Annotated in this window: 27 protein-coding genes and 1 pseudogene; 10 read left to right on the forward strand and 18 right to left on the reverse strand. The window is 67.4% G+C overall.

The window, feature by feature from the left end:
* Window positions 1-91: 91 nt before the first annotated feature.
* From ABD05_RS15520 to ABD05_RS15530, 3 genes are all read right to left on the reverse strand, one after another.
* Window positions 92-979: an anti-sigma factor family protein gene (locus tag ABD05_RS15520; RefSeq protein WP_047900884.1), complete on the reverse strand. Its 888-nt coding sequence runs from the start codon at window positions 977-979 to the stop codon at window positions 92-94.
* The gene (locus ABD05_RS15525; RefSeq protein ID WP_047900885.1) at window positions 969-1610 is read right to left on the reverse strand and encodes an RNA polymerase sigma factor; all 642 of its coding nucleotides are present in this window, start codon (window positions 1608-1610) and stop codon (window positions 969-971) included. Before ABD05_RS15525 ends, ABD05_RS15520 begins: the two co-directional genes overlap by 11 nt.
* A 177-nt stretch (window positions 1611-1787) precedes the next feature.
* Window positions 1788-2699, reverse strand: a complete 912-nt coding sequence (locus ABD05_RS15530) for a LysR family transcriptional regulator (protein WP_047900886.1) — start codon at window positions 2697-2699, stop codon at window positions 1788-1790.
* A 172-nt stretch (window positions 2700-2871) separates the two neighbouring features.
* Between ABD05_RS15530 and gcl the strand changes: the two genes are divergently transcribed.
* From gcl to lysM, 4 genes are all read left to right on the forward strand, one after another.
* Window positions 2872-4647, forward strand: a complete 1776-nt coding sequence (gene gcl / locus ABD05_RS15535; protein WP_047900887.1) for a glyoxylate carboligase — start codon at window positions 2872-2874, stop codon at window positions 4645-4647.
* 43 nt (window positions 4648-4690) lie between these two features.
* The gene (gene hyi, locus ABD05_RS15540) at window positions 4691-5500 is read left to right on the forward strand and encodes a hydroxypyruvate isomerase (RefSeq protein ID WP_047900888.1); all 810 of its coding nucleotides are present in this window, start codon (window positions 4691-4693) and stop codon (window positions 5498-5500) included.
* A 41-nt stretch (window positions 5501-5541) separates the two neighbouring features.
* Window positions 5542-6435 carry a 2-hydroxy-3-oxopropionate reductase gene (locus ABD05_RS15545; RefSeq protein WP_047900889.1) on the forward strand — a complete coding sequence of 298 codons (894 nt, stop codon included), beginning with the start codon at window positions 5542-5544 and terminating at the stop codon, window positions 6433-6435.
* Window positions 6436-6894: 459 nt separating this feature from the next.
* A complete protein-coding gene (gene lysM, locus ABD05_RS15550; protein ID WP_047900890.1) occupies window positions 6895-7365 on the forward strand; it encodes a peptidoglycan-binding protein LysM in 471 nt (156 codons plus the stop codon).
* Window positions 7366-7461: 96 nt separating this feature from the next.
* Here lysM and ABD05_RS15555 read toward each other — a convergent pair whose 3' ends face one another.
* Window positions 7462-8484: an asparaginase gene (locus tag ABD05_RS15555; protein ID WP_047900891.1), complete on the reverse strand. Its 1023-nt coding sequence runs from the start codon at window positions 8482-8484 to the stop codon at window positions 7462-7464.
* A 271-nt stretch (window positions 8485-8755) separates the two neighbouring features.
* Between ABD05_RS15555 and ABD05_RS15560 the strand changes: the two genes are divergently transcribed.
* From ABD05_RS15560 to ABD05_RS15570, 3 genes are all read left to right on the forward strand, one after another.
* Window positions 8756-9046, forward strand: coding sequence for a PsiF family protein (locus ABD05_RS15560; RefSeq protein ID WP_043188161.1), 291 nt, complete (start codon window positions 8756-8758; stop codon window positions 9044-9046).
* Between the two features lie 339 nt (window positions 9047-9385).
* On the forward strand, window positions 9386-9835 hold the full coding sequence (locus ABD05_RS15565; RefSeq protein ID WP_047900892.1) for a membrane protein: 450 nt from the start codon (window positions 9386-9388) through the stop codon (window positions 9833-9835).
* 242 nt (window positions 9836-10077) lie between these two features.
* Window positions 10078-10665 carry a BPSL1445 family SYLF domain-containing lipoprotein gene (locus tag ABD05_RS15570; RefSeq protein WP_047900893.1) on the forward strand — a complete coding sequence of 196 codons (588 nt, stop codon included), beginning with the start codon at window positions 10078-10080 and terminating at the stop codon, window positions 10663-10665.
* A 96-nt stretch (window positions 10666-10761) separates the two neighbouring features.
* Here the strand turns inward: ABD05_RS15570 and ABD05_RS15575 are convergent, their stop codons facing one another.
* From ABD05_RS15575 to mltG, 9 genes and pseudogenes are all read right to left on the reverse strand, one after another.
* Window positions 10762-11826, reverse strand: a complete 1065-nt coding sequence (locus ABD05_RS15575; RefSeq protein ID WP_047900894.1) for a glycosyltransferase family 4 protein — start codon at window positions 11824-11826, stop codon at window positions 10762-10764.
* 277 nt (window positions 11827-12103) lie between these two features.
* Window positions 12104-13283, reverse strand: a pseudogene (locus ABD05_RS15580) (AAA family ATPase).
* A 33-nt stretch (window positions 13284-13316) separates the two neighbouring features.
* Window positions 13317-14489: a mechanosensitive ion channel family protein gene (locus ABD05_RS15585; protein WP_047900895.1), complete on the reverse strand. Its 1173-nt coding sequence runs from the start codon at window positions 14487-14489 to the stop codon at window positions 13317-13319.
* A 96-nt stretch (window positions 14490-14585) separates the two neighbouring features.
* Window positions 14586-14942 (reverse strand): Rap1a/Tai family immunity protein, encoded by a 357-nt coding sequence (locus ABD05_RS15590; protein WP_011885036.1) that lies wholly within the window; start codon window positions 14940-14942, stop codon window positions 14586-14588.
* Between the two features lie 119 nt (window positions 14943-15061).
* Complete coding sequence (locus tag ABD05_RS15595; RefSeq protein WP_047900896.1) at window positions 15062-15769, reverse strand: ankyrin repeat domain-containing protein; 708 nt, start codon at window positions 15767-15769, stop codon at window positions 15062-15064.
* Window positions 15770-15812: 43 nt separating this feature from the next.
* Window positions 15813-16592, reverse strand: coding sequence for a TatD family hydrolase (locus ABD05_RS15600; RefSeq protein WP_047900897.1), 780 nt, complete (start codon window positions 16590-16592; stop codon window positions 15813-15815).
* Between the two features lie 141 nt (window positions 16593-16733).
* Entirely contained in the window at window positions 16734-17762 is a 1029-nt protein-coding gene (locus tag ABD05_RS15605; RefSeq protein ID WP_047900898.1) for a DNA polymerase III subunit delta', read from the reverse strand.
* A 19-nt stretch (window positions 17763-17781) separates the two neighbouring features.
* Complete coding sequence (gene tmk, locus ABD05_RS15610) at window positions 17782-18402, reverse strand: dTMP kinase (RefSeq protein ID WP_047900899.1); 621 nt, start codon at window positions 18400-18402, stop codon at window positions 17782-17784.
* The gene (gene mltG / locus ABD05_RS15615; protein ID WP_047900900.1) at window positions 18402-19421 is read right to left on the reverse strand and encodes an endolytic transglycosylase MltG; all 1020 of its coding nucleotides are present in this window, start codon (window positions 19419-19421) and stop codon (window positions 18402-18404) included. Before mltG ends, tmk begins: the two co-directional genes overlap by 1 nt.
* Before the next feature lie 77 nt (window positions 19422-19498).
* Between mltG and ygfZ the strand changes: the two genes are divergently transcribed.
* Together ygfZ and ABD05_RS15625 are read left to right on the forward strand one after the other, a co-directional pair.
* Window positions 19499-20533, forward strand: coding sequence for a CAF17-like 4Fe-4S cluster assembly/insertion protein YgfZ (gene ygfZ / locus ABD05_RS15620; RefSeq protein WP_047900901.1), 1035 nt, complete (start codon window positions 19499-19501; stop codon window positions 20531-20533).
* 76 nt (window positions 20534-20609) lie between these two features.
* A complete protein-coding gene (locus ABD05_RS15625) occupies window positions 20610-21455 on the forward strand; it encodes an NRDE family protein (protein WP_047900902.1) in 846 nt (281 codons plus the stop codon).
* 16 nt (window positions 21456-21471) lie between these two features.
* Here ABD05_RS15625 and ABD05_RS15630 read toward each other — a convergent pair whose 3' ends face one another.
* The 4 genes from ABD05_RS15630 to ABD05_RS15645 form a co-directional block, all read right to left on the reverse strand.
* Window positions 21472-21912 (reverse strand): GNAT family N-acetyltransferase, encoded by a 441-nt coding sequence (locus ABD05_RS15630; RefSeq protein ID WP_047900903.1) that lies wholly within the window; start codon window positions 21910-21912, stop codon window positions 21472-21474.
* 28 nt (window positions 21913-21940) lie between these two features.
* The gene (locus ABD05_RS15635) at window positions 21941-22900 is read right to left on the reverse strand and encodes an alpha/beta hydrolase (RefSeq protein WP_047901248.1); all 960 of its coding nucleotides are present in this window, start codon (window positions 22898-22900) and stop codon (window positions 21941-21943) included.
* Window positions 22901-23100: 200 nt separating this feature from the next.
* The gene (locus tag ABD05_RS15640; protein ID WP_047900904.1) at window positions 23101-23580 is read right to left on the reverse strand and encodes a PaaI family thioesterase; all 480 of its coding nucleotides are present in this window, start codon (window positions 23578-23580) and stop codon (window positions 23101-23103) included.
* Window positions 23577-23891 (reverse strand): Dabb family protein, encoded by a 315-nt coding sequence (locus ABD05_RS15645; protein ID WP_047900905.1) that lies wholly within the window; start codon window positions 23889-23891, stop codon window positions 23577-23579. Before ABD05_RS15645 ends, ABD05_RS15640 begins: the two co-directional genes overlap by 4 nt.
* A 46-nt stretch (window positions 23892-23937) precedes the next feature.
* Between ABD05_RS15645 and ABD05_RS15650 the strand changes: the two genes are divergently transcribed.
* On the forward strand, window positions 23938-25287 hold the full coding sequence (locus tag ABD05_RS15650) for a tyrosine-type recombinase/integrase (RefSeq protein ID WP_053059943.1): 1350 nt from the start codon (window positions 23938-23940) through the stop codon (window positions 25285-25287).
* 167 nt (window positions 25288-25454) lie between these two features.
* Here the strand turns inward: ABD05_RS15650 and ABD05_RS15655 are convergent, their stop codons facing one another.
* Window positions 25455-26522 carry a pilus assembly protein TadG-related protein gene (locus ABD05_RS15655; protein WP_082146109.1) on the reverse strand — a complete coding sequence of 356 codons (1068 nt, stop codon included), beginning with the start codon at window positions 26520-26522 and terminating at the stop codon, window positions 25455-25457.
* Window positions 26523-26680: the final 158 nt, after the last annotated feature.

Below are 26680 nucleotides of genomic sequence, written 5' to 3' on the forward strand. Positions count from 1 at the left end.
AAGGTCCGGGTATGCATATTCGGCCGCACTTCGGCTTTTTTGCTGTCGGGGCCGGAACACAAGCGCACCGGGCCCCCGGCCCGGCGCGCCGTCACTCGCTGCGCGTGCCGGCGAGCCGCGCGTCGAGCGCCGTCCTGAACGCCGCGAGCGCCGACGGCTCGGCATCGGTCACGGCCCACCACGTCATCCCGGCCGCGTCCCAGCGGTCGAGCGAATAGCCCTGCGACACGGTCGCATACGGGGCCGCCGGCCCTTCGCCTGCCGGCCGCACGTAGACGTCGATCACGTGCTGCCGGTAACGGTAGACGAGCACCGCGACGCGGCGCCGCCCGACATAGTCGAGCCGGCCGCCGACCAGCGCGAAGCCGCTCGCCGCGAGATCCTCGACCGGCGGCGCATAGTCGAGCCGGCCGTTGAACCACGGCTTGACCGTGTGCCGGTCGGTCGAGATCACGTCGATGTCGCGCGCCGACAGGTCGGCCCGCACGTGGCTCGAGACAAGTTCGTCGACCGTGCGGTCGGTGTCGGCGTGGCGCGCGGACAGCGCCATCCCGGCCGCCGCGGCAAGCGCCACCAGCAGCGCGACGCCCCAGCCGAGCCCGGGCAGCGCGGCGACGCGCGGCCCCGGGCTGGCCGGCGCCGGGCGTGCCGATACGCCGCCGCCCAGCCAGGAGAACCAGCGACGGCCGCGCGGCCGCGGCTGCGATCGCGGCTCGGGCTCGGGTTCCGCCCGGGCTTGCCCTCGGGCCCGCCCGCCCCCCGCTGCCGGCAGGCTCGCGAGGATGCTCGCCCGCAGCGCATCCGGCGCCCGGTGATAGTCGGCCTGCCGCACGGCCTGCACCAGCGTGACGATCCGCGCACGATCGCGGCGGCACGCTTCGCACCCTTCGACATGCTGCTGGACCCGCAACGCATCGGGCGCCGACAGCTCGCGGTCGACGTCCGCGTCCAGCAACGCTCGCGCTTCGTTACAGTCCATCGATAGCCTCCGATGCGGTTCCGCCCGCCGGCGTACGGCCCGGCCGGCCTTTGGCCGCCGGCGCGGGCTCGCCGCCCAGCAGCACGGCGAGCCTGCGACGGCCGCGTGCAAGCCGCGACATCACCGTGCCGACCGGCACGTCCGCGATCGCCGCGATCTCGCGGTAGCTCAGGTCCTCCATCTCGCGCAGCACGAGCACCTCGCGGTACTCGGGCGGCAGCTTTGCGAGCGCCGCATTCACGAGCCGCACGTTCTCGCCGCGCAACAGCTGCGCGAGCGGATCCTCGGTCGCCGGCTGCCAGTCGTCGGGAACGTCGGCGTCGTCGAGCGTGTCGGGCAGCGCGACCTCGTGCTCGTGCGTACGGCGCCGCCACTCGGTGTACCAGGTGTGGCGCACGATCGTCAGCAGCCACGGCCGCGCGTTGTCGCCGCGGCACGAATCGACGAAGCGCAGCGCGCGCATGCACGCGTCCTGGACGACGTCGTCCGCATCGCTGGCGCTGCCGCTCAGCCAGCGCGCGAGGTTGTACGCGGCGTCGAGATGCGGCAGCACGAGCGTACGAAACCGCTCGCCGCGCGCTATCGCGTCGTCCGCTGCCCGCTCATCGACCGCCTGTCCGGCTTGCCCCACGTGGCCTCCCTGGTCCCGGCGGCCGAAACCGCGCCCGTTCCGCGCACCGTGCCCGGACAGACCGGCAACGTGCTCGCTTGATGACCTTACCGTCGTTGCGTCGAGTTTATTCCCGCGCAACGCACATGAAGCGTAAAAAAACGCCGGACGGCCCTGCGGCCGGGCCGCCCGTCGCCGTTACGGCGTGGTGCTCCAGTAGCCGGGGCGCGCGTACGCGGCGCGCAGGTAGTCGATGAAATAACGCACACGCGCCGGCACGTAGCGCTGTTGCGGGTAGACCGCGAGGATGTCGTAGTCGGGCAGCGCGTACTCGTCGAGCACGGTCTCGAGCTCGCCCGTTTCGAGCTGCGCGGCGATTTCCCACGTCGAGCGCCAGCCGAGCCCGAGGCCTTCGGCCACCCATCGGTGCAGCAACTCGCCGTCGTTGCAGTCGAGATTGCCCGCGACGCGCATCGTCGCGATCTTGCCATGGCGCTGGAAATACCAGCCGCGGTTCTGCCCGCCCTGCAGGTTGAACGCCAGGCAGTTGTGCTTCAGCAGGTCGTCGAGCGACTTCGGCCGGCCGTGCCGGCGGAAATAGTCGGGCGTGCCGCACACGACGCGCCGGTTCGACGCGAGCTTCACCGCGACGAAGTTCGGATCGACGGCGCCGCCGATCCGGATCGACAGGTCGTAGCCTTCGCGCACGAGATCGACGACTCGGTCGGTCAGGTTGAACGACAGCTGCATCTCGGGCTTGTCGGCCAGAAAGCCGGGCGCGTGCGGCGCGACGTGCTTGCGCCCGAACGCGGCCGGCGCGGACACGATCAGGTGCCCGCTGACCGCACGCCGCCCGGCGGCCAGCTCGTTCTCGGCCTGGTCCCATTCGGACAGCAGCCCGCGGCAGCGTTCGAGGAACGCGGCGCCCTCCTCGCTGACCACCAGCCGCCGCGTCGAGCGGTACATCAGCTTCACGCCGAGGCGCTTCTCGAGCGCGTCGATGCGCCGCCCCAGCACCACCGGCGACACGCCCTCCTCGAGCGCCGCCGCCGCGAGGCTGCCGGCATCGGCAACCCGCACGAACGTCTCGATCTGCTTGAAGCGATCCATCTCCCGTCTCCGTCTCTGTTCCGGCATCGGCGGGAAGCCCCGTCCGGCCGTCATTCCATACTTTTAGTTTCGAAATAAGCGACTCCGGCTGATCTTATCAAACCTTTCCTGCATCCCTAAAGTGTTCCCAACAGACCCATTCGCACGATCCGCCACATTCAAGGAGACATTCATGGCCAAGATGAGAGCCGTCGACGCAGCAGTGCTCGTGCTCGAGAAGGAAGGCATCCAGACCGCGTTCGGCGTGCCGGGTGCAGCCATCAACCCGTTCTACTCCGCCATGCGCAAGTCGGGTGGCATCAGCCACGTGCTGGCTCGCCACGTCGAGGGCGCGTCGCACATGGCCGAAGGCTTCACGCGTGCCGCCCCGGGCAACATCGGCGTGTGCATCGGCACGTCGGGCCCCGCCGGCACCGACATGATCACCGGTCTCTACTCCGCATCGGCCGACTCGATTCCGATCCTCGCGATCACGGGCCAGGCACCGCGTGCGCGCCTGTACAAGGAAGACTTCCAGGCCGTCGACATCGAGTCGATCGCGAAGCCGGTCACCAAGTGGGCCGTCACGGTGCGCGAGCCGGCGCTCGTGCCGCGCGTGTTCCAGCAGGCATTCCACCTGATGCGCTCGGGCCGTCCGGGCCCGGTGCTGGTCGACCTGCCGATCGACGTGCAGCTCGCCGAAATCGAGTTCGACATCGACACGTATGAACCGCTGCCGATCTACAAGCCCGCGGCCACCCGCGCGCAGATCGAGAAGGCGCTCGCGATGCTCAACGACGCGGACAAGCCGCTGATCGTGTCGGGCGGCGGCGTGCTCAACGCAGCGGCCGAAGACCTGCTCGTCCAGTTCGCCGAAACGATCGGCGTGCCGGTGATCCCGACGCTGATGTCGTGGGGCGCGATTCCGGACGACCACCCGCTGATGGCCGGCATGGTCGGCCTGCAGACGTCGCACCGCTACGGCAACGCGACGATGCTCGCGTCCGACTTCGTGCTCGGCATCGGCAACCGCTGGGCGAACCGCCACACGGGCAGCGTCGAGGTCTACACGAAGGGCCGCAAGTTCGTGCACGTCGACATCGAGCCGACGCAGATCGGCCGCGTGTTCGGTCCGGATCTCGGCATCGTGTCGGACGCCAAGGCCGCGCTGGAACTGTTCGTCGCGGTCGCGCAGGAATGGAAGGCCGCCGGCAAGCTGAAGGACCGCAGCGCATGGGTCGCGGAATGCCAGGAGCGCAAGCGCACGCTGCAGCGCAAGACGCACTTCGACAACGTGCCGGTCAAGCCGCAGCGCGTGTACGAAGAGATGAACAAAGTGTTCGGCCGCGATACGTGCTACGTCAGCACGATCGGCCTGTCGCAGATCGCCGCCGCGCAGTTCCTGCACGTGTTCAAGGCACGCAACTGGATCAACTGCGGCCAGGCCGGCCCGCTCGGCTGGACGATCCCCGCCGCACTCGGCGTGCGTGCGGCCGATCCGAGCCGCCCGATCGTCGCGCTGTCCGGCGACTACGACTTCCAGTTCATGATCGAGGAACTGGCGGCCGGCGCGCAATTCAAGCTGCCGTACGTGCACGTCGTCGTGAACAACTCGTACCTCGGGCTGATCCGCCAGGCGCAGCGTGCGTTCGACATCGACTACTGCGTGCAGCTCGCGTTCGACAACGTGAACGCTCCGGAACTGAACGGCTATGGCGTCGACCACGTGGCCGTTGCCGAAGGCCTCGGCTGCAAGGCGCTGCGCGTGTTCAAGCCGGAAGAGATCGAGCCGGCGCTGCGCCAGGCGCAGACGCTCGCGGAAGAGTTCAGCGTGCCGGTGGTGGTCGAAGTGATCCTCGAGCGTGTGACGAACATCTCGATGGGCACCGAAATCGACGCGATCAACGAATTCGAGGATCTCGCCGAAAAGGCCGAGCACGCGCCGACCGCCATCTCGATGCTCGACTGATCCGCAGGACATTTTTGACTGACCGACCGAAGAGGCTTAGCTCATGCCGAAGTTTGCTGCAAACCTGACCATGCTGTTCAACGAAGTGCCGTTCCTCGACCGCTTCAACGCGGCCGCGGACGCGGGCTTCGACGCCGTCGAGTTCCTGTTCCCGTATCCGTATTCGAAAGAGGAACTCGCCGAGCGGCTCGATACGCACCGCCTGTGCCTCGTGCTGCACAACCTGCCCGCCGGCAACTGGGACCAGGGCGAGCGCGGCATCGCGTGCCTGCCCGATCGCGTCGGCGAGTTCCAGGAAGGTGTCGGCCGTGCGATCGAGTACGCGAAGGCACTGAAGGTGCCGCAACTGAACTGCCTCGTCGGCATCCCGTCGGCCAGCACGGCACGCGACAAGACGTTCGTCACGATCGTCGACAACCTGCGCTTCGCGGCCGACGCGCTGAAGCGCGAAGGCATCCGCCTGCTCGTCGAGCCGTGCAACAGCTTCGACATCCCGGGCTTCGCGCTGAACCGTTCGTCGGAAGGGCTCGACGTGATCCGCGCGGTCGGCTCGGACAACCTGTTCCTGCAGTACGACATCTATCACATGCAACGCATGGAAGGCGAACTGGCCGCGACGATCGAACGCAACCTCGCGTCGATCGGCCACGTCCAGCTCGCGGACAACCCGGGCCGCAACGAGCCGGGCACGGGCGAGATCAATTACGCGTTCCTGTTCGCACTGCTCGACCGGCTCGGCTACGACGGCTACGTCGGCTGCGAATACAAGCCCCGCACCACCACGACGGAAGGGCTCGGCTGGTTACAAGGCGTCGCCGGCTGCGCACCGGGCTCGGCGCGCCGCGCCGCCTGAGATCCGCCCTTCCCGTTTTCGCCCCTATAGGAGACTTTCACATGGCAACCATCGGTTTCATCGGCCTCGGCATCATGGGCGCGCACATGGCGCGCAACCTGCTCAAGGGCGATCATCAGCTCGTCGTGAACGGCGCGTTCCCGATCCCGGACGACCTGCGTGCGAGCGCGAAGGTCGTCGCAAACTCGACCGAAGTCGCACAAAAAGCGGACGTCATCGTCGTGATGGTGCCGGACACGCCCGACGTGCGTAACGTGCTGTTCGCCGACGACGGCGTCGCGAAGGGCCTGACGGCCGGCAAGCTCGTGATCGACATGAGCTCGATCTCGCCGCTCGACACGCAGGAATTCGCGAAGCAGATCAACGCGCTCGGCTGCGACTACCTCGACGCACCGGTGTCCGGCGGCGAAGTCGGCGCACGCGAAGCGACGCTGACGATCATGGTCGGCGGCCCGGAAGCGGCCTTCGAGCGCGCCAGGCCGCTGTTCGAGAAGATGGGCAAGAACATCACGCTCGTCGGCGACAACGGCGCGGGCCAGACCTGCAAGGTCGCGAACCAGATCATCGTCGCGCTGAACATCGAAGCCGTCGGCGAAGCCTTGCTGTTCGCCGCACGCTCGGGCGCCGATCCGGAGCGCGTTCGCCAGGCGCTGATGGGCGGCTTCGCCGCGTCGCGCATCCTCGAAGTGCACGGCGCGCGGATGACGAAGCGCACGTTCGATCCGGGCTTCCGCATCGAGCTGCACCAGAAGGACCTGAACCTCGCGCTCGACGGCGCACGCAAGCTCGGCCTCGCGCTGCCGCACACCGCGAGCGCGCAGCAACTGTTCAGCGTGTGCGCATCGCACGGCGGCAAGGCATGGGATCACTCGGCACTCGTGCGCGCGCTCGAGATCATGTCGAACTTCGAGATCGGCCAGACGCCGGCCGCGTAACGCGGACGCAACAACGCGCGGTTCCGCTGCAATGGCGGACGCGCGCGAAGAACACGCGCGATTCGGCCAGGGCCGGTCGCATCGATGCGCGACGCACTCGCGCATCACGGTGGGGCGCCCCGCTCCGCATCGCCAACGGCGTGCGGGACGGGGCGAAAAACGCCGCTCTGGGCTGAGAGCGGCGTGGTGGGGTCCGCAGCGGCACCCGGCGGCGCCGGGGAAGCCTTGGTCGGTCAGACGTCGTCGTCGGGTGTCCGCCTGTCGGATTTCGCGTATTACATTTCTTTACGTTCGAGCATGCGATTTTTCATGCAATCGTCGCGCTGAGCGCCTACACTTTCGCCACGCCTTTCGAGAAAACCGCCGCGCTTGCGTTCACTCCGGTGAATGCGCCCAGCGCGATGTTTTTTTCGCCACTTCACGGCGCGTTTTCTTTTCAACCACCTAAGGAGTGCAGCGATGGGTCTTCTTTCGTTTATCAAAGAGGCGGGTGAAAAACTGCTGGGTCATGCCGACGCGCAAGCGGCGGAAGATCCGAATGCCGCGAACCAGACCGCGGCCGATGCGATCAAGAACTACATCAGCACGCAGGGTCTCGACACGTCGAACCTGACGGTCGCGTTCGACGGCGCATCGCGCACCGTCACGCTGTCGGGCAGCGTCGCCGATCTCGACACGAAGGCCAAGGTCAAGGTCGCGGCCGGCAACGTGCAAGGCGTCGCGGGCGTCAACGACGACGATCTGCAGCCGGACGATCCGGAAGTGCAGTACCACGACGTGAAGCCGGGCGACACGCTGTCGGCGATCGCCAAGGAAGTGTATGGCGACGCGAACAAGTACCCGGCGATCTTCGAGGCGAACAAGCCGATGCTGTCGAGCCCGGACAAGATCTACCCGGGCCAGAAGCTCGTGATTCCGCCGCAGTCCTGAGCATCCGCGCAGGATTGAAAAACGGAAAAGGCAGGCCATCTGGCCTGCCTTTTTCTTTGGCGCCGCCGCGCCGCCGGAGCGGCGGGCGGACATCGGTCAGAACGTATCGAACAGGCGCTGCAGTTCGTCGCGCGCCAGGATGCCGTTCGCCAGCGCGAGCATCAGCAGCACGCGCGCCTTGAACGGATTCAGCGAGCCCGCGCTGACGAAACCGAGCGCATCGTCGCTCGCGGCGCCGTTGCGCATCACATGCCCCGAGCCGACGCGCGACGCGCGGATCACGGCGACACCCGCCTGCACGGCATCGGCAAGCGCCGCCTGCAGCGTCGCATGGATCGACCCGTTGCCGGTGCCGGCCACGACGAGCCCGCGCACGCCGGCCGCCACCAGCGCATCGACGGCCGTGCGCGTCACGCCCGCGTAGCTCGTGACGACTTCGACCGGCGGCCACGCACCGGCGATCGCCAGTTGCGCATCGCGCGAGCGCGTGACGCGGCGCGCGAATTCGACGCGGCCGTCCTGCACCCAGCCGAGTGCGCCGAGTTCCGGCGACTGGAATGCGTCGACCGCATAGGTGCTCGTCTTCACGACGTCGCGCGCGCCGTGGATCCGGTTGTTGAACGCGACCAGCACGCCCTGCCCGCGCGCGGCCGGATGCGCGGCCACCGTCACCGCGTTCAGCAGGTTCAGCGGGCCATCGGACGACAGCGCGGTCGCCGGCCGCATCGCGGCCGTCAGCACGACCGGCTTGTCGCCCTTCACGACCAGATGCAACGCATACGCGGTTTCCTCGAGCGTGTCGGTGCCATGTGTGATCACGATGCCGTCGACCGCCGGATCGGCCATCAGCGCGTCGATCCGCGCGGCAAGCGTGTTCCACAACGGCAGCGCGAGATCCTTGCTGTCGATGCTGGCGATCTGCTCGGCGTCGATGCGCGCGACCGACGCGAGCGCCGGCACCGCGTCGACCAGGAAATTGACGCCGAGCGCGCCGGCCTGGTAACCGGCCGTGCTGGCCGCGTCGGGCGCGGCACCGGCGATCGTGCCGCCGGTGGCGAGCACGGCGATGCGCGGCAGGGCCGCCGCGGACGAAGGGGATGCGGGATTCTGAGTATTCATGGCCGCGATTGTAATGGCTCGCGGCCGGGATCCGGCAGGTTCCGGCGGCACGGCCGACGCCGGCCGCCGTATGTCATGGTTTGTCCTGATCGCCCGGTCGCGCGCGTCGTCAACGGCCGTGGCGCCCGCAACGTTATAGAAAGTGCCGTTCTGGTGTTTTCACATTGATTTGCCATAATCGGAGCGGGCGGCGCGATGCGACCCTATCGTCATCGCGACGCGCTTCGTGACGGCGTCAATAACACGCAATTCACCCCATGGGAGTGTCGAAATGAAAATCCAATCGCTCGTAGCCGCAGTGCTTCTCGGCGGCATGCTGGCTTCCCCCGCGTTCGCGGCGAACAGCCAGCAGGACAAGATGAAGGCCTGTAACACCCAGGCAGCAGGCAAGACGGGCGACGAACGCAAGGCGTTCATGAAGGACTGCCTGTCGGCGAAGCCCGCGAAGGCGATGTCGCAGCAGGAAAAGATGAAGGCCTGCAACACGCAGGCCACCGGCAAGAAGGGCGACGACCGCAAGGCGTTCATGAAGAGCTGCCTGAGCAGCCAGCCGGCCGCCTGAGCTCCGGCGCTCCCGTATCGAATGCCGCGCACCGCTTCGGCGGGCGCGGCATTTTTGTTTTCGTTGCATGCGCATCGACGCGTACGCGCCTGAAGCGCCTGCCGCACGTGTCGCGCACCTCGACCTGCCGCGCGCGTTCCGCCGCCGTCGTTCGACCGCCCGCCTCCGCCCACCCCGCTTTCCGGGCCCACCGCACCGGCACTGCCACATGGTGCGGCAATTCGCCGCGTTTTCTTCTATGATGGCTGCAACGCGGCCCACTCAAGTACAAGAAAGTACAAGAAGCGCCATCGGGCCGCCCTCGAGACGGACGCGCACGCGCGTCAAACGGAGGCATGGATGGCATGGAGACAACACCGCTGGTTCCGCCGCTGGCTGATCGTGATCGTGTTCTGGGCCGTGCCCGTCGCGATCGTCGCCGTGCGCGAGATCCGCGAGGAAATGGCCTACAACAAGGCGGACCTGCAGCTCGCGCTGACCACCTGGCAGCTCACCGACGCGCAGCAGGCCGCCGGCGCCGCCGCGAAGTGCCATGGGGATTCTGACGAGGCGCGCGCGGCCGGCTGCCCGGCCGACGTGCTCGCCGCCAACGCGCCGCGCCAGCAGGCGGCCCGCGACGAATACGTGGTGCGCCGCAATACGCTTGCGGGTTATCTGTGGCATGCGTTCGTCGGCTACTGGGTCGTACCGGCCGCGTTCCTGTTCGCCTGCGGCGTCGTGATCGCGCTGATCCGCCGCGCGCTGCGCCGCCCGCCGATCAAGCCGCCCGTCCCGCCGGTCACGCACTGACGCGCCCCGCAAGTGCCGTCGCCATCCCGTTTACGTCGAGTTGTCCGCACGCCGCCCCGGCGCGGGGCGCGTCGGCGCACGGGCGCGGGCCCGTCCGTTGGCGTGCCGCGACACCCCCAACGCGATTTGACGCTCTTTCATGCGCGAACGAAAAGGGGTTGTAATCCACTGTGATATAACTGCCGACGTGATCCGCTCCTTGAGCGAGACTCACTCCGAACGTCATCCGATGGAGAAGAACGATGCAAAAACGGAATCTTGTGCTGAAAGCCGCCGCGGCGCTCATCGTCGGTAGCCTCGCGCTTACCGGTTGCACCACCACCCCGGACAAGCCGGACAACGCCGCGACCAACGCGTCGAAGCGCCAGGCGATCGACGCGAGTGTCGATGGGACGCTGTCGCGCCTGTATTCCACGGTCAAGGGTTCGCGTGAACTCGTCGCGAAGTCGCGCGGCGTGCTGGTGTTCCCGGACGTGCTCCAGGCCGGCTTCATCGTCGGCGGCCAGTCCGGCAACGGCGCGCTGCGCGTCGGCGGCGCGACGGTCGGCTACTACAACACGTCGTCGCTGTCGGTCGGCCTGCAGGCCGGTGCGCAATCGAAGGCGATCGTGTTCCTGTTCATGACGCAGGAAGCGCTCGACGAATTCCGCGGCTCGGACGGCTGGGCAGCCGGCGCTGGCGCGTCGGTCGCGCTCGTGAAGATGGGCGCGAACGGCGCGGTCGACACGACCACGGCCACCGCGCCGGTCCAGGTCGTCGTGCTGACGAACGCGGGCCTGATGGGCGACGTGTCGATCAACGGCACGAAGGTCACGAAACTCAAGATCTGACGCTCATGCACCGCCCGTGCGCAACGCGCGCGGGCCATGCGCAAACGGCGATGTCCTTGCGGGCATCGCCGTTTTTTTATCCGCCCGCGTCCCGCGTCAGGTCGTCGAATCGATCACCTTGAAGCGCGAGCGCTTCTGCGCGCGGATCACCGACTGGTAGACGTCGACGTACTGCTGCGCCATCCGGCGCGACGTGAAGCGCTCCTCGAAGCGCTGCCGCACGCGTGCACGCGGCAGCAGGTGCAGCCGGTTCACGGCAGCCACCGCGCTGATTTCGTCCTCGACGATGAAACCCGATACACCCTCGTCCACCACTTCGGGCACTGCGCCGCGATTGAACGCGATGACCGGCGTGCCGCACGACATCGCCTCGATCATCACGAGGCCGAACGGCTCCGGCCAGTCGATCGGGAACAGCAGCGCATGCGCGCCGGACAGGAATTCGGCCTTCTGGTGATCGGCGATCTCGCCGATGTATTCGACGTGCGGCAACGCGAAGAGCGGCTTGATCTCGCGGTCGAAGTATTCCTGGTCGGCCGCATCGATCTTCGCGGCGATCCGGATCGGCAGCCCGCACTGGCGGGCGATGTTGATCGCGGTGTCGACGCGCTTCTCCGGCGAGATGCGGCCGAGGAACGCGAGATAGCGCGGCTCGACGGGTTGCGGCATGTACAGCGTATCGGGCAGCCCGTGGTAGACGGTCGTCAGCCATTTCGCCTGCGGCAGCGGCTGGCGCTGCGAGTTCGAAATCGAGATCACCGGCGCCGTGTTGAACGTGTCGAACACCGGCTGCTGCTCGGGCAGGTCGAGCCGGCCGTGCAGCGTCGTCACGTAAGGGGTTTCCTGCCGGTTGAAGACCGAGAACGAGTAGTAGTCCATGTGGAAATGGAGCACGTCGAAGTCCTTCGCGCGGCGCGCGACCGTCTCCATCAGCAGCATGTGCGGGGCGATGCGGTCGCGGATCGACGTGTCGAGCCGCAGCGCGCGCGGCCAGACGGGCTCGAGCTTCGCCCGTGTCGTCGAGTCGCCGCTGGCAAACAGCGTCACATCGTGGCCGAGCTCGACGAGCGCCTCGGTGATGTAGGACACGACGCGCTCCGTGCCGCCGTACAGCTTCGGCGGCACCGATTCGGTCAGCGGGGCGATCTGGGCAATTCTCATGGTCCACGTCTCCTGTGTCCTGTCCGTTGCCGCACGGCCGGCGGGCGTTTGCGCGTCCGCCACGCTCCCATGCAGCGCCGGCCGGCATGGCGCCAGCCGGATATCTCATTATTATTCGCGATCCCGATGCGCGGAACCGCCCGTCTTTCATTTTATGGGCGTTGTTACAGACCGGATACATTCGGCCCGTCGGGCCCGATCGCGCCGCGCCGGGTACAGCCGGGCCGGTTCGGGCCCTTGGGCGACGAGCGCGGCCGAGCGCACGCCGCCGTGCCCGTCAGCGCGACGGCCACTTCCATGCCGGCAGGTCGCGCGTGTCGGCATCGACGAGCGCGGTCGCGCCGAGCTGCTTGTCGAGCACCAGCGATTCGCAGCCGGCCTCGCGCTCGAGCGTCGCGATGAGCCGCGCCGCATGCGACACGACCAGCACCTGCGAGCGCTGCGCGGCCTGCGCGATCAGGCGGCCGAGCGCCGGCAGCAGATCGGGATGCAGGCTCGTCTCCGGTTCGTTCAGCACCATCAGCGCCGGCGGGCCGCGGCGTCAGCAGCGCGGCCGCGAGCAGCAGGTAGCGCAGCGTGCCGTCGGACAGCTCGGCTGCCGCGAGCGGCCGCAGCAGCCCCGGCTGGCGCATCAGCATGTCGAAGCGGCCCCGGCCGCCCGGATTGTCGATCTCGACCGATGCGCCGGGAAACGCGTCGTCGATCGCCGCATCGAGTGCCGCACCGTCGCCGATTTCTCGGATCGTCTGCAGCGCGGCGGCCAGGTCCGCGCCGTCGTCCGCCAGCACCGGCGTATGGGTGCCGATATGCGACTGCCGTGCCGGCGCCTGCGCATCGGTCCGGAAATGGTCGTAGAAGCGCCACGAGCGGATCCGCTCGCGCACCGCGATCATCTCGGGCGCGCCGGTCGGGTCGGCGAACTCGGTCATCATGCTGTCGAAGCTCGCGACCGGCTGCGGAATCGTCCGCCAGTCGCCCGACGCGGTGCGCGCGCGGATCTGCGCACCCTGCCGGTCGACCAGCAGCGTCGACGGGCGCGGCAGCGCGCCGCCCCAGATGCACTCGCGCTTGACCACCGGATCGAGCCGGAACATCGACGCGTCGTTCTTCACCGGCAGGCCGAGATCGATTGCATAGCCGAAATCGTCGCACGCGAAGCCGAGCTTCAGGCTCACCGGCTCCCTGCGCACCGTGCCCGTCACCGGCTCGTCGCCGTTCAGCATCGCCCGCGAAAAGCGCTCGGGGCCGGCCCACAGCGTCGACGGCAACCCGCCCTCGCGCGCGAGCGACGGGATTACGCGACCCTGCGCGGTATCGGCGAGCAGCCGCAGCGCGCGGTACACGCTCGACTTGCCGCTGCCGTTCGGCCCCGTGACGACGTTGAGCGCCGCGAGCGGCACGATCAGCTCGCGCAGCGAGCGGTAATTGGCGATGGCGAGCGTGTTCAGTCCGGACATGGCGATGGATGGCGGGCAGGCACCGGGCCGCGTTCAGCGGCGTTCGTTGGCCTGCGGATCGGCTGCGGTGTTGGCCGCCGTGCTGGCGGCAGGCGGCCGTGCGTGCGGCCGTTCGGGATTCGGCGCGTCCGGCGCGGAATCGTGCGGATACAGCTCCATCCGGCTGCGCGGCAGGCATTGCGGATAGCGATCCTGCAGGTACGCGATCAGCCCTTCGCGCACGCGGCAGCGCAGATCCCAGCACGACGACGAATCGGCCGCGCTGACGAGCGCGCGCAACTGCATTGCACGCTCCGTCGCGTCGGTCACCTGCAGCACCTGCACGCGGCCGTCCCACTCGGGCGCCGCATGGACGAGCCGCGCGAGCTCCTCGCGCAGCGGCGCGAGCGGCGTGCGATAGTCGACCGACAGGTAGACCGTGCCGATGATCTCCGAGCTGCTGCGCGTCCAGTTCGTGAACGGGTTCTCGATGATCCACTGCAGCGGCACGACGAGGCGCCGCTGGTCCCACAGCCGCACCGACACGAACGAACCGGTGATTTCCTCGATGCGCCCCCACTCGCCCTGGATCACGACCACGTCGTCGAGCCGGATCGGCTGCGTGAGCGCGATCTGCAGCCCGGCAATCAGGTTGCCGAGCACCGGCCGCGCGGCGATGCCGGCGACCAGGCCCGCGACGCCGGCCGACGCCAGCAGGCTCGCACCCACCTGGCGCACATTCGGGAACGTCATCAGCGCGGCGCCGGTGCCGATGATCACGATCAGCACCATCACGGTCCGCACGAGCACCCTGGCCTGCGTATGGATGCGCCGCGCCTGGAGGTTGTCGGCCGTATCCATCGGATGCGCCTGGATGATCGCGTCGCCGACGCCGGCCGCGAGCCGCACCAGCAGCCACGTGAGCGACACGATGGAGCCGACCGCCGCCGCAGTGCGCATGCCGCGCACGAACGACATGCCGTCGTCGGCCTGGACCCACAGGAATTCGAGCGCCAGCAGCGCGAGCACGACGAGCGACGACTTGTCGATGTAGCGCAGGATCGCGCTCATCAGCGGATACGGCTGCGCGACGCGCTTGACGATGCGGGCGCCGAGACGGTGCACGATCGAAACGACCAGGACGACGATGACCGACACGGCCAGCGTGCCGAGCCACGAATGCAGCGGCGCATCGGCAATGCGCTGCAGTTCCTCGATTGAAATCATCGGCGCCCGGGATGCTTCGGTTATGAGGCGCGCACGCCTCGTCCTGGATGCGTCGGCGACATCCGGGCAATGCACGCGCCCGGATACGGCGTCAGGTCAGTTGCCGCCCCTGCAGGGAAACGCCTTGCCGAGACCGAGCGACACCGCGGTGCTCGCGTTGTAGTCGGCCAGCTTCGGATTTTCCGCGATGTACTTGCGCACCGCATCGGTCATCTGCTGCGCCCGGATGTCGGGCGGCAGGCAGAAATACTGGCCGACACGCGGCCCCGTGGTGCCGCCGATCGCGTCGATGGTGTTGTAGACGCCGTCGGCGGCGCCTTCGATGTAGGCCGCGCACGACGCCCGCGACTTGACGTCCGTCTTCGCGCACAGCCGGTCGAGATCCGCGCCCGTGAAAGCCGCCGCCGACAACGGCACGGCAAACGCCGCGGCACAAAACATTGCGCGCAACATGGTGCTCCTTATGTCAATGCGGCCCGAGGCCGCCTGCTGCCTTGGCCGGCGCAGCGCCGGGGCGCACCGTGCCGGCCGGAAACCGGCCGGGCGCGCACCGGCCGCCGCACCGAAAACCGTCATTTTGCACTCTTTTGCGCATCTGCCGGCGCCGATGCACCGACGCGCACCGTCCGCTTGCTCAGGATGTCGGTCGCGTCCGGCGCCTTGTAGTGCTTCGCGAACTCGAGCGCGGTGATGCCGAGCTGGTTCTTCACCTGCGGATCGGCACCCTGGTCGAGCAGCAGCGTGACCGTCGACGCATGGTTGCCGCGCGCGGCCATCATCAGCGGCGTCGTGCCGTTCGGCGACGCAGTGTCGATATACGCGTCGTGGTCGAGCAGCACCTTGACGACCGCGTCCTGGCCGTTGGTCGCCGCGTAGTGCAGCGGCGCCCAGCCCTTCTTGCTGACTTCCGCGCCCTTGTCGATCAGCAGCTTGACGAGGTCGACGTCGCCGTTCAGCGACGCGAGCATCAGCGCGTTCTCGCCGGCCTTGTCTTCCTTCTCGAGGTCGACGTTCGGCGTCGTGGCGATCGCTGCCGCGACCTTGTCGGATTTCTCGCGCGCGGCGATCACGAGCAGCGGGTCGCCGTTCGGCGCGAGCGTGTTCGGATCGAGGCCGTTCTTGAGCTGCTTGCCGATGTCGGCGATGTCGTCGAACTTGACGGCCTTGACGATCGCGTCGAGCGACTCGGCATGCGCGCCGGCGGCGGCGAACAGGCCGCTCGCGACCAGCGCGGCGGCGACGAGTGCGCGTTTGGTCAGATGGTTGGTCGGCTTCGTCATTGTTGTGGGCTCCTTCCCTGGGTTGTCGGCTGCGCGCGCGTCGTTAGCGGGCGATCTTGAACAGCCGGAAAAAGTTCTGCGTCGTCGCATCGGCGAGCGCCTCGACGGCGATCCCGCGCTCGGATGCGATAAAGCGTCCGACATGGCTGACGTACGCAGGTTCATTCGGCTTGCCGCGATACGGCACCGGCGCGAGGTACGGCGAGTCGGTCTCGATCAGCAGCCGGTCGAGCGGCACGCGCCGCGCGACGTCCTGCACGTCGGTCGCGCTCTTGAACGTGACGATGCCTGACAGCGAGATATGGAAGTTCTGCGCGAGCGCCTGCTCGGCGACGGGCCACGGCTCGGTGAAGCAGTGCATCACGCCGCCCGGCACGTCCGCGCGCTCCTCGGCCATGATCCGCAGCGTGTCCTCCGACGACGACCGCGTGTGGACGATCAGCGGCTTCATCGTCGCGGTCGCCGCGCGGATGTGCGTGCGAAAGCGTTCGCGCTGCCATTCCATGTCTGCGATCGAGCGGCCTTCGAGACGGTAGTAGTCGAGGCCCGTTTCGCCGATCGCGACGACCTTCGGGTGCGCGGCCAGCTCGACGAGTTCCGCGAGCGTCGGCTCGCGTGCGTCCTCGTGATCCGGATGCACGCCGACCGACGCGTAGACGTTGTCGTACGCGTCCGCGATCGCAAGGACCTCGGGCAGCGTCTCGAAATCGACGGACACGCACAGTGCGTGCGTGACGTCGTGCTCGCGCATGTTCTCGAGAACGGCCGGCAGGCGGTCGGCCAGGCCCTTGAAATTGATGTGGCAGTGAGAGTCGACGAACATCGTGGTTCCTGAATACGTAAGGCGGGCGCTCATGCGCTCGCCGGCGGGCGGCAACGGGCGGCGTTCGCGGGCCGGCCGGCCACGGTCGCGTCGCTGCGCGAACCGGTCATCGTTTCTCAACCCATAAGAAACAATGCCGGATCACGCGAACATTTCCCGATACCCGAGAAACAATTCCTCGAATACGAGCCGCGCGTTCAGCGGATGGTTCTCGACCGTCCGCTGCCGCGTCACGGCTTTCATGAAGCGCGCGAACGCGTTCGCGTCGACCGACTCCGCGCAGCGCGCGAGCGCCGCCGCGTGCATCGGGAAGTAGCGCGGCGTGCCCGCCATCCGCTGCGCGAGCAGATCGTACAGCCAGCGCTGCAGCCAGCCCAGCACCAGCGGCACCGGCAGCTTCTGCAGCGTCTCGCCGCATGCGAACGGGTCGCACGCCGCACCGGCCGCGAGCTGCCCGAGCGTGTAGTCGCGCAGCGGGCGGTTCTCGTCGCTCGCGAGCGCCAGCGCGGCGAGCGGCGCGCCGCCGACTTCGGCGAGCAGCGCAGGCGCATGATCGACGCCCTGCGCCGCGAGCCACGCCGCGGCCGCGTCGGGCGCCGGCACGGTCATCGGCCACTGCCGGCAGCGGCTGATGATCGTCGGCAACAGGCGGTCGATGCGCGCCGACACGAGCAGGAACACGACGCCGGACGGCGGTTCCTCCAGCGTTTTCAGCAGCGCGTTCGACGCGGCGACGTTGAGCGCCTCGGCCGGATACAGCACGACGACGCGCGCGCCGCCGCGGTGCGAACCGACCCCGCAGAAGTCGAGCAGCGCGCGCACCTGCTCGATCTTGATTTCCTTGCTCGGCGCGCGCGTCTTCTTGCCGCCTTCGTCCGCGTCGGCCGGCTTCGCGTCGTCTGCGGCGCCCGGTGCTTCGCCGGCCAGCGCCTCGGGCAGCACGATCCGGTAGTCCGGGTGGTTGCCCTGCGAGAACCAGGTGCAGGCCGCGCAGGTGCCGCACGGCTCGCCGTTCGGCTGCGGCGATTCGCACAGGAAGCCCTGCGCGAGATGCTGCGCGAACTGCAGCTTGCCGATCCCGGCCTGGCCGTGCAGCAGCAACGCATGCGGCCATTGCGCGCGCAATTGCTGCAGGCGGTTCCAGTCGTCGGTCTGCCACGGATAGATCATGTGGTGCGTTCCTTGCGGGTTACAGCGCGGCGAGCACGCGTTCGAGCTGCTGGCGAATCTCGGGGATCGACTGCGTCGCGTCGACGATCGCGAAGCGGTGCGGCGCCTCTTCCGCACGCCGCAGGTATTCGCCGCGCGTGCGCGCGAAAAACGCGTCGGACTCGCTCTCGAACTTGTCGGGCATCCGCGCGGCGCCGCGGCGCTCGCTCGCGACCTGCGGCGCGACGTCGAACAGCACCGTGAGGTCGGGCTGGAAACCGCCCTGCACCCAGCGCTCGAGCGTCTCGAGCTTGTCGCGCGGCAGCCCGCGGCCGCCGCCCTGGTACGCGAACGTCGCGTCGGTGAAGCGATCGGACACGACCCAGTCGCCGCGCGCGAGCGCCGGCTCGATCACGAGCGCGAGATGCTCGCGGCGCGCGGCGAACATCAGCAGCGCTTCCGTCTCGAGATCCATCGGCTGGTTCAGCAGGATCTCGCGCAGTTTCTCGCCGAGCTGCGTGCCGCCCGGCTCGCGGGTGACGACGACCTGCCGGCCGGCCGCGGCCAGCTTGCCCTGGAGGCGTTCGCAGAACCATTGCAGGTGGGTGGTCTTCCCCGCCCCGTCGATGCCTTCGAACGTGATGAATTTACCGCTCGCCATTATTGACCTCGTATGTACTTGTCCACGGCCTTGTTGTGGTCGCCGAGCGTGTCCGAGAACACGCTCGTGCCGTCGCCCTTCGCGACGAAATAGAGCGCGCTCGTCGGTGCCGGATTGATCGCCGCCTGCAGCGCGGCGATTCCCGGCAACGCGATCGGCGTCGGCGGCAGGCCGCGTCGTGTGTAGGTATTGTAAGGAGTGTCGGCCTGCAGGTCGCGCTTGCGCAGGCGGCCGTCGTACGCGTCGCCGAGCCCGTAGATTACCGACGGATCGGTCTGCAGCGGCATCCCGATGCGCAACCGGTTCGCGAACACGGCAGCAACGAACGCGCGGTCAGCCGCGTGGCCCGTTTCCTTCTCGACGATCGACGCGATCGTCAGCGCTTCGTAAGGCGACTTGTACGGCAGCCCCGGCACGCGCGCGGCCCAGGCCTCGTCGAGGCGCGTCTGCATCAGATGGTACGCGCGCCGGTAGATGTTCAGGTCGCTCGTGCCCTTGTCGAACAGGTAGGTGTCGGGGAAGAACAGCCCCTCGCCGCTGCCGCGCTGTACGGCGCTGTCCGACGCGCCGATCGCGCGCAGCAGCTCGGCGTCGCTCATGGCGGCCGTCGTGTGTGCGAGATCGGGATTCCCGTCGAGTTCCGCGCGCATCCGCTTGAAGGTCCAGCCTTCGATGACCGTCGCGACGTACTCGTTAACGTCGCCGCGCGCGATCTTCTGCAGGACTTCATACGGCGTGATGCCCGTCTTGAATTCGTAGTTGCCGGACTTGAGCCGGCTCGACAGCCCGAGCACGCGCGTCATCGCGACGAAACCGAGCGGCTCGACCGGCACGCCGCCGCGCTTGAGCTGCAGCGCGACGCTCTTCACGGTGCTGCGCGGCTTGATCGTGACGTCGAGCGATGCCGAACCCAGCAGCAGCGGCCGGGTTGCCCAGTAATATCCGCCGCCCGCGCCGGCAGCGGCCACAACGACGGCCAGCGCCACGATCGTCGCGGCGCATTTCTTCAGTAGGGACATGGAAACGTGACTCAGGTAAGACCCATATAATACTTGTTCGCCTCCGTCAAAGTCAGGGTTGACTGTTCCCTCATTCCATGAGCACACCGTTCGCTTCACCGGCTGCCCAGGCCGCCCCCGCCTCGCTCCCCGTATTCCCCCGCCCGTCCGCCGCCGATTTCGACGCGCCGGGCGCCTGCATGCCGCTGCCGCAGTTCGGCGTGATCGACGTAGCCGGCGACGACGCCGCGACGTTCCTGCACAGCCAGCTGACCAACGACATCGAGCATCTCGATGCCGCGAGCGCGCGGCTGTCCGGCTATTGCTCGCCGAAGGGGCGCCTCCTCGGGTCGTTCCTCGCGTGGCGTGCCGGCCACGGCGTGCGCCTGCTGGTGTCGATGGACGTGCAGCCCGCCGTGCAGAAGCGGCTGTCGATGTTCGTGCTGCGCTCGAAGGCGAAGCTCACCGATGCGAGCGACGCGCTCGCCGTGGTCGGCTTCGCGGGCGACGTGCGCGACGCGCTGTCGGGCATCTTCGATGCACTGCCTGACGGCGTGCACGTGAAGGTCGACGGCCCGGCCGGCACGCTGATCCGCGTGCCCGATGCGGCCGGCCGCAAGCGCTATCTGTGGATCGGCCCGCGCGCGGAAGTCGATGCACGCCTCGCCGCGCTCGCCGGCACGCTGCCGGTCGTGTCGCCGGCCGTGTGGGACTGGCTCGACGTTCGCGCGGGCGAGCCGCGCATCACGCAGCCGGCCGTCGAACAGTTCGTGCCGCAGATGGTCAACTTCGACGTGATCGGCGCCGTTAACTTCCGCAAGGGGTGTTACCCGGGCCAGGAAGTCGTCGCGCGCAGCCAGTACCGCGGCACGATCAAGCGCCGCACCGCGCTCGCGCACGTCGCCGGCGAGACCGATACCGTGCATGCCGGCGTCGAGCTGTTCCACAGCGACGATCCCGGCCAGCCGTGCGGGATGATCGTCAACGCGGCGGCCGCGCCCGCGGGCGGCGTCGACGCGCTCGTCGAGATCAAGCTCGCCGCGCTCGACAACGGCACCGTGCACCTCGGTTCGGCCGACGGCCCGGCGCTCGCGTTCGACGCGCTCCCGTACGCATGGCCGACGGAAGCGTGACGCACTGACAACCCGTTCGCGCGCCGGCTCGCGAGTCGCAGCCGGCGCCCGATGTTTCCTGCGAGAGATTCGCCCGATGTGTCTGATTGCCTTCGACTGGCAGCCTGATGCCGCCGCCGGTCCCGTCTTTACCCTGACCGCCAACCGCGACGAGTTCTTTCGCCGCACGAGCGCGCCGCTCACCTGGTGGGAGGATGTACCGGGCGTGCTGGCCGGCCGCGATCTCGAAGCGGGCGGCACGTGGCTCGGCGTATCGCGCGACGGCCGCTTCGCTGCGCTGACCAACTACCGCGCACCGTTCGACATCCGCGCCGGCGCGCCGACCCGCGGCAAGCTCGTGTCCGATTTCCTCCGCGGCCCGTCCGTCGCGCCGCTCGACTATCTCGGGCAGCTTGCCGAGCATGCGGCCGTGTACAACGGCTTCAACCTGCTCGTCGGCGACTGGAAGCGGCGCGAACTCGCGTGGTTCTGCAACCGTGCGCCCGAGGGCGAGAGCGCCGTCGCCGCGCCCGTCGCGATCGCGCCCGGCGTGCACGCGTTGTCGAATGCGCGGCTCGATACGCCCTGGCCGAAAGTGGTGCGCAAGCGCGCGGAGCTCGGCACGCTGCTCACCGACAATCCGACCCCGTCGCTCGACGAACTGATCGATCTGATGCGCGACCCGCATGTCGCGGACGACGACGCGCTGCCGCACACCGGCATTCCGATCGAGCGCGAGCGCGCGCTGTCGGCCGCGTTCATCGAGACGCCCGAGTACGGCACGCGCGGCACGACTGCGCTGCGCGTCACGATGAAGGAAGGCGTGTGGCTGACGGTCGAGATCAAGGAGCGCTGCGACGACGACGGTTCGCACCGTACCGTCCGCCCGGGCGCGTTCGAGCGCGCGTTCACGTTCGACCTCGACGCAACGCGACCGCGCTGAACACGCATTCCCCGCGCTACGGCGCGCGCGTCATCTCGACGTGCGGCACGCCGGCTTCGACGAACGGTTCGCCGACCGCCGCGAAGCCGTGCCGCACATAGAACGACACCGCCGAATCCTGCGCGTAGAGCCGCACGACGGTTTCGCCGCGGCGCCGCGCGCCATCGAGCAGCGCGTTCAGCACGGCCGTCCCGACGCCCTGCCCGCGCGCGTCGGCCAGCACGGCGACGCGGCCGATCGTGCCGGACGGCAGCAGCCTCCCCGTCGCGACCGCGCGGCGTATTCCCGTCGCCGCGTCGATCCGGTACGCGACCGCATGGAGCGATAGCGGATCGTCGTCGTCGAGTTCCCATTCCGGCGGAATCTGCTGCTCGCGCACGAATACCGCGTCGCGAATCCGCGCAGCGTCGCCGCCCAGTACCGTCCAGTCGCCCGTTTCCACCACGCCGTCCGTCATCGCAGCCCTCCATGCGGCGCGCACGCCGTCAAACGTCGTCGAATGCGGCCTTCAGCGCCGCGACGGCATCGGCATGCGCGGCCCGCACCTCGGGCACGTAGCCGCCCATCTTGAAGAATTCATGGATCATCCCCGGATAACAGACCAGCGTAACCGCATTGCCGGCCGCGCGCAGCTTGTCCGCGTACGCGGCGCCCTCGTCGCTCAGCGGATCGTATTCGGCCGTCGCGATCCATGCCGGCGCGACGCCGGCGAACGACGGCGCGTCGCGCGTGCCGTCGAGCGGCGCGAAGCGCCAGTCGTCGCGGTCCGCCGGATCGCGCACGTATTGCGTGAAGAACCACTGGATCGTGTCCTGCGGCAGCAGGTAGCCGTTCGCGAGCCGTGCGTGCGATTCGGTGTCCTGGTAACCCGACACGCCCGGATAGATCAGCATTTGAAGCGTCAGGCGAATGCCTGCGTCGCGCGCGAGCACCGCGCAGACGGTCGCGAGCGTGCCGCCCGCGCTGTCGCCGCCGACCGCCAGCCGCGCGGCGTCGATGCCGAACGCGGCAGCCTCGCGATGCAGCCAGCGCAACGCGTCGTCGGCGTCGTTCACCGCGGTCGGAAACCTGTGTTCGGGCGCGAGCCGGTAGCCGACCGACAGCACCGCGCATTGCGCATCGTGCGCGAACATCCGGCACAGCGCATCGTGCGTGTCGACGCTGCCGACCGTGAAGCCGCCGCCGTGGTAGTAGACGAGCGCGGGCAACGGCTCCGCGAGGCTCGGCTCGACCGGCAGGTACAGCCGCGCGCCGATCGTGCGCCCGTCGCGCGTCGGCACGACGCATTCCTCGACCGAATGCATCGGCGCCGGCGCGACGTCGAGGATCGGCGCGCTCTTCTCGTACGCGGCGCGCGCCTGCTGCGGCGTCTGGTGGTGATAGGACGGACGTTTCGCGCGCTCGATCATGTCGAGCACCTGGGCGATCTTCGGATTCAGCGGCATCGGTGAGAACGACGCCTGCGCGGCGCCGTGAACGGACAAGCGTCACATGATGCCACGCCCGCGTCCGGCCAGCGCTACGCGCGGCTGCGTGTCGAAATCCCGGCCCCTCGGTGTCCTGTGACGCGCATCCGGCACGCAATCCCGCGCCGCCAAACAAAACGGCCCTGCCTGTGAAGAGGCAGGGCCGTGCGTCCGGGCGCTTACGCGTCGCTCGGGCCGGGCTGCGCGTCCGGCGCCGTGCGCGAGCGTTGCCGCTTGATGTCGCGGCCCACCGCGAGCCGCCGCATGTACTTGAACGTACCGAGCGCCTTCGCGACGAAGTTGCCGTCGCTGTCGCGCACTTCGCCTTCGCAGTAGGCCATCGTCGTCGAGCGATGCATCACGCGCCCGTACGCGCGCAACTCGCCGCGACCCGGCTGCATGAAGTTCACCTTCATCTCGACCGTGACGACGCCGACGCCGTCGTCGGTCAGGCTGCGCGCCGCCATCGCGAGCGCGATGTCCGCGAGCGTCATTGTCACGCCGCCGTGCGCGATGCTCCACGTGTTCATGTGCCGCTCTTCGAGCGGCAACACGATCTCGCTCGCGCCGTCCTTCGCGGACACGAGCTGCACGCCGAGCAGGTCGACGAACGGGCTTTCGATCGACGGGCCGTCCGTCGGGGATGCCGCGTCGCTCATCGTGCGCTGTCGACGATGTAGTCGACGCACTCGCGCGATTCGGCCACCGCGACGACGAATTTCTTCACTTCCTGGTGAACCGGGTGCACCTGGTACGCGTCGAGCGCGGCCTTGTCCGTGAAATCGGACACGAGCACGATGTCGGAGGTCGCATCGAGGCCGGGCGTCGCCACGCCGACGTCGATCTGCAGGATGCCCGGCACGAGGTCGCGGCAGCCTTCGAGCTTTTCCTTCAGTTTCAGCGCGTTCTGCGCGCGCGTCGCGCCTTCCGCCGATTCCTTCAACTTCCACATGACAATATGTCTGATCACTTCGGTTGCTCCTGTTCGTGTTGGTTCGGCGATTCGCCTGTAACCCTTGCCAGTTGGGCTTTCTACGCCCTTCCGCCGTTCGCTCGCGTTCGTCAGAGATCGCGCCGGGCCGGGAAAAAAGCGGGTAACAAAGCGGGCGTCATTTCAATCTTCCAACGACGATACCCGCTTTTTCACCGCACCACTTACCGACGTCAAGATCCGACAAGCGAAGGCAGGCGACAAGCCTACCAAACTTGCCGACGGCAATGGACTGTATCTGTTGGTGAATCCGTCCGGCTCGAAGCTCTGGCGATACCGATACAGGATTGCCGGGAAGGAGAATCTGTTCGCGATCGGCGAATGCCCCGCCATCAGCCTTCAAGACGCACCCGCGGCACGCGACGATGCCCGTGCGCTCGTCAAGAAGGGACTGCACCCGTCTCACGCGCGGCAGGAAGTGCTGTCCGCGCGCATCAACGAAGGCAAAGCAACTTTCCGCGTCGTCAGCGACGAGTGGCTGGAGAAGAAGCGGAAGACTTGGACCGAGCGGCACTTTGGCGAGATTCTGCGCATGCTCGAAGCCGATGCGTATCCGTACATCGGGAACCGCCCCATGCGCTCTGTTACCGCGCACGACGTGCTTGCTTTGATGCGTCGGGTCGAAGAGCGTGGCTCCCCTGCCGTAGCGATCAAACTGCGCCAGTACGTGTCCAACGTGTTCCAGTATGCGGTAATCACACTGCGAGCCGATACAGATCCCGCATCGGTATTGCGTGGATCGGTCGTAAAACCACCGACTGAGAACGCACGTGCGCTGAGTCGCGACGAGCTGAATGCGATATTCCGGCAGCTCCCAACCTACAAGAGCAAGCGAACCGTGATCGCGATACGGTTACTGATGATGCTCTTTCCCCGCACGATCGAGCTTTGTCGGGCGCGATGGGAAGAGATTGATCTGGGTGCTGCTGAATGGAAGGTCCCGGCGGAGAAGATCAAGTCTCGGCGGCTACACATCGTTCCGTTGCCTCGACAAGCATTGAGCCTGCTGCGCGAGTTGCAGGAGATGTATGGTAATCGCGGCTACGTCCTGCCGATCCTTCACCGCAACCGGAAGCTACCCCATATGAGTCGAGCGACGATCAACAGAGCGATCGACTATATGGTCCCTGATAACCCTCAACCGATTACGGGTCACGACTTTCGAGCAACCGCGTCCACACAGCTTCACGAAATGGGTTGGAAAGACGAAGTTGTTGAAATGCAGCTTTCACACAAGGACAAGGACAAGACGCGCTCGACATACAATCACGCGAAATATCTGCCGGATCGCCGAGAAATGATGCAAGTTTGGGCGACTTGCTTACTCAGCTCGAAACAGAGGCATTGGCCGGCGCGGCACTCAACGGGACTATAGACAATGCCCGATGATGCAGCAGTACCTCCGCCTTATGTGACAGGGCCTCACGACGGAAGTTACGCCAACGCCTACGCTGAAATGCACGAATTGGGTGCTTGCAGCCATGACGCCCACGTCTCTTTGTATTCGATTACGCTTGTGGGCAAGAGCCTGATAGCCCTCGATTACAATGCAAGCGTCGGTGAGCCATAGACACCATAATTCGGCCCGCTCCCGCTGACGGCGGCCTTCGACCTGTAGCCCGCGACGAAATGGCCGAGGATATATTTACCGCTGCCGCCAACAGAAGCGTCGATTTGAAACGCGGCGAACGCGACAATAGGTACGTAAGACTTTGTCGCGCTTTGCGCCACTACAGGCAATACCACGGTCGCACCAACGGGGACCGAATTGTAGAGAGCGGTCTTTGTACCGGGAGCGAGGTAGATGCTGTCGCCGATGCTCAGCGGTTCCGAGTTTCCCGTTTCCATTAGGCCGGCCAAGGTCGGCACATCGTTGGCATTGGTCGTGAATGACGTCCATGTACCCGCAATGCACGACGCGCCATACAATTGCCCGTTGGTTATCAGAAGCTCATAGGGACTGCCGGTCAGCGGGTTCACAAGCGGCTGGTTTGTCGCCGAGTTCCAGTACAGGCCGTACACGCACTGATCCACTGCAACGGGAAACACGCCCCCGGCGCCTATCGTGGCTGGCGATGTAACAACAGCCACGGCAGTCGCACTCCCGGACGCGCCGGGGATACCTAGCAGGCGCCCCAGAAGCAACGGAATCTGGCCGCCATTAACGTTCGCCGTACGAGAGATGGTGACTTGCACACCTGGCGCATCGTAAGTGCCTGGCGTAATCGCTGTTGACTGCATTCCATACGGGCTTCGTGTCAAATTCCAGTAGCCTGTGGTTATGGTCCCCGTTGACAGTGCTGCCCCAGCAGCCCGATTAAGCGCAACAGCATTATTGGCGGCGGCCGCAGCTTGCGACCAATTCAGCGCTGTTCCACCTGCAGAGGTCAGTTTGGCTGCGCCAGCCAGCGCGGCCGCATCCGCAGCGTTCTGCAACTCATTTTTGACAACAGAGATCCAGGCGATATCGATCGCCAGGGCGCCAAATGATAGAAGCGGTATGAGGAACAGAAGGAAGAAAAGCGCAACCGAGCCGTGTTGCGGCTGGCCTGTCCCAGGGCGTCGGGCAATAGAAATTGCTCTTCGGTGTCGCGATGCAGTACGTCGCATATGTCGCAATCCTCGTCCAATTCCGTTGTGAGTCAGCAGTACATTCGCCCCATCTGACATGCTGCCAAATAGAAAGCCATGGCGCACCTTAAGGCAGCTCGACACGTGACCGGGGAGGCTCGCTTCACATGCCTCTTGGCAAGCGTACCCTGAATATT

Origin of the sequence: Burkholderia pyrrocinia (assembly GCF_001028665.1) — a bacterium.
GTDB classification, from domain to species: Bacteria; Pseudomonadota; Gammaproteobacteria; order Burkholderiales; family Burkholderiaceae; genus Burkholderia; species Burkholderia pyrrocinia.

Excerpts from the sequence above, each read along its gene's own strand:
- ABD05_RS15520 (WP_047900884.1), bottom strand. The coding sequence starts at position 979 with ATGGACTGTAACGAAGCGCGAGCGTTGCTGGACGCGGACGTCGACCGC.
- ABD05_RS15530 (WP_047900886.1), bottom strand. The coding sequence starts at position 2,699 with ATGGATCGCTTCAAGCAGATCGAGACGTTCGTGCGGGTTGCCGATGCC.
- gcl (WP_047900887.1), top strand. The coding sequence starts at position 2,872 with ATGGCCAAGATGAGAGCCGTCGACGCAGCAGTGCTCGTGCTCGAGAAG.
- hyi (WP_047900888.1), top strand. The coding sequence starts at position 4,691 with ATGCCGAAGTTTGCTGCAAACCTGACCATGCTGTTCAACGAAGTGCCG.
- ABD05_RS15545 (WP_047900889.1), top strand. The coding sequence starts at position 5,542 with ATGGCAACCATCGGTTTCATCGGCCTCGGCATCATGGGCGCGCACATG.
- lysM (WP_047900890.1), top strand. The coding sequence starts at position 6,895 with ATGGGTCTTCTTTCGTTTATCAAAGAGGCGGGTGAAAAACTGCTGGGT.
- ABD05_RS15555 (WP_047900891.1), bottom strand. The coding sequence starts at position 8,484 with ATGAATACTCAGAATCCCGCATCCCCTTCGTCCGCGGCGGCCCTGCCG.
- ABD05_RS15560 (WP_043188161.1), top strand. The coding sequence starts at position 8,756 with ATGAAAATCCAATCGCTCGTAGCCGCAGTGCTTCTCGGCGGCATGCTG.
- ABD05_RS15565 (WP_047900892.1), top strand. The coding sequence starts at position 9,386 with ATGGCATGGAGACAACACCGCTGGTTCCGCCGCTGGCTGATCGTGATC.
- ABD05_RS15570 (WP_047900893.1), top strand. The coding sequence starts at position 10,078 with ATGCAAAAACGGAATCTTGTGCTGAAAGCCGCCGCGGCGCTCATCGTC.
- ABD05_RS15575 (WP_047900894.1), bottom strand. The coding sequence starts at position 11,826 with ATGAGAATTGCCCAGATCGCCCCGCTGACCGAATCGGTGCCGCCGAAG.
- ABD05_RS15585 (WP_047900895.1), bottom strand. The coding sequence starts at position 14,489 with ATGATTTCAATCGAGGAACTGCAGCGCATTGCCGATGCGCCGCTGCAT.
- ABD05_RS15590 (WP_011885036.1), bottom strand. The coding sequence starts at position 14,942 with ATGTTGCGCGCAATGTTTTGTGCCGCGGCGTTTGCCGTGCCGTTGTCG.
- ABD05_RS15595 (WP_047900896.1), bottom strand. The coding sequence starts at position 15,769 with ATGACGAAGCCGACCAACCATCTGACCAAACGCGCACTCGTCGCCGCC.
- ABD05_RS15600 (WP_047900897.1), bottom strand. The coding sequence starts at position 16,592 with ATGTTCGTCGACTCTCACTGCCACATCAATTTCAAGGGCCTGGCCGAC.
- ABD05_RS15605 (WP_047900898.1), bottom strand. The coding sequence starts at position 17,762 with ATGATCTATCCGTGGCAGACCGACGACTGGAACCGCCTGCAGCAATTG.
- tmk (WP_047900899.1), bottom strand. The coding sequence starts at position 18,402 with ATGGCGAGCGGTAAATTCATCACGTTCGAAGGCATCGACGGGGCGGGG.
- mltG (WP_047900900.1), bottom strand. The coding sequence starts at position 19,421 with ATGTCCCTACTGAAGAAATGCGCCGCGACGATCGTGGCGCTGGCCGTC.
- ygfZ (WP_047900901.1), top strand. The coding sequence starts at position 19,499 with ATGAGCACACCGTTCGCTTCACCGGCTGCCCAGGCCGCCCCCGCCTCG.
- ABD05_RS15625 (WP_047900902.1), top strand. The coding sequence starts at position 20,610 with ATGTGTCTGATTGCCTTCGACTGGCAGCCTGATGCCGCCGCCGGTCCC.
- ABD05_RS15630 (WP_047900903.1), bottom strand. The coding sequence starts at position 21,912 with ATGACGGACGGCGTGGTGGAAACGGGCGACTGGACGGTACTGGGCGGC.
- ABD05_RS15635 (WP_047901248.1), bottom strand. The coding sequence starts at position 22,900 with ATGCCGCTGAATCCGAAGATCGCCCAGGTGCTCGACATGATCGAGCGC.
- ABD05_RS15640 (WP_047900904.1), bottom strand. The coding sequence starts at position 23,580 with ATGAGCGACGCGGCATCCCCGACGGACGGCCCGTCGATCGAAAGCCCG.
- ABD05_RS15655 (WP_082146109.1), bottom strand. The coding sequence starts at position 26,522 with ATGCGACGTACTGCATCGCGACACCGAAGAGCAATTTCTATTGCCCGA.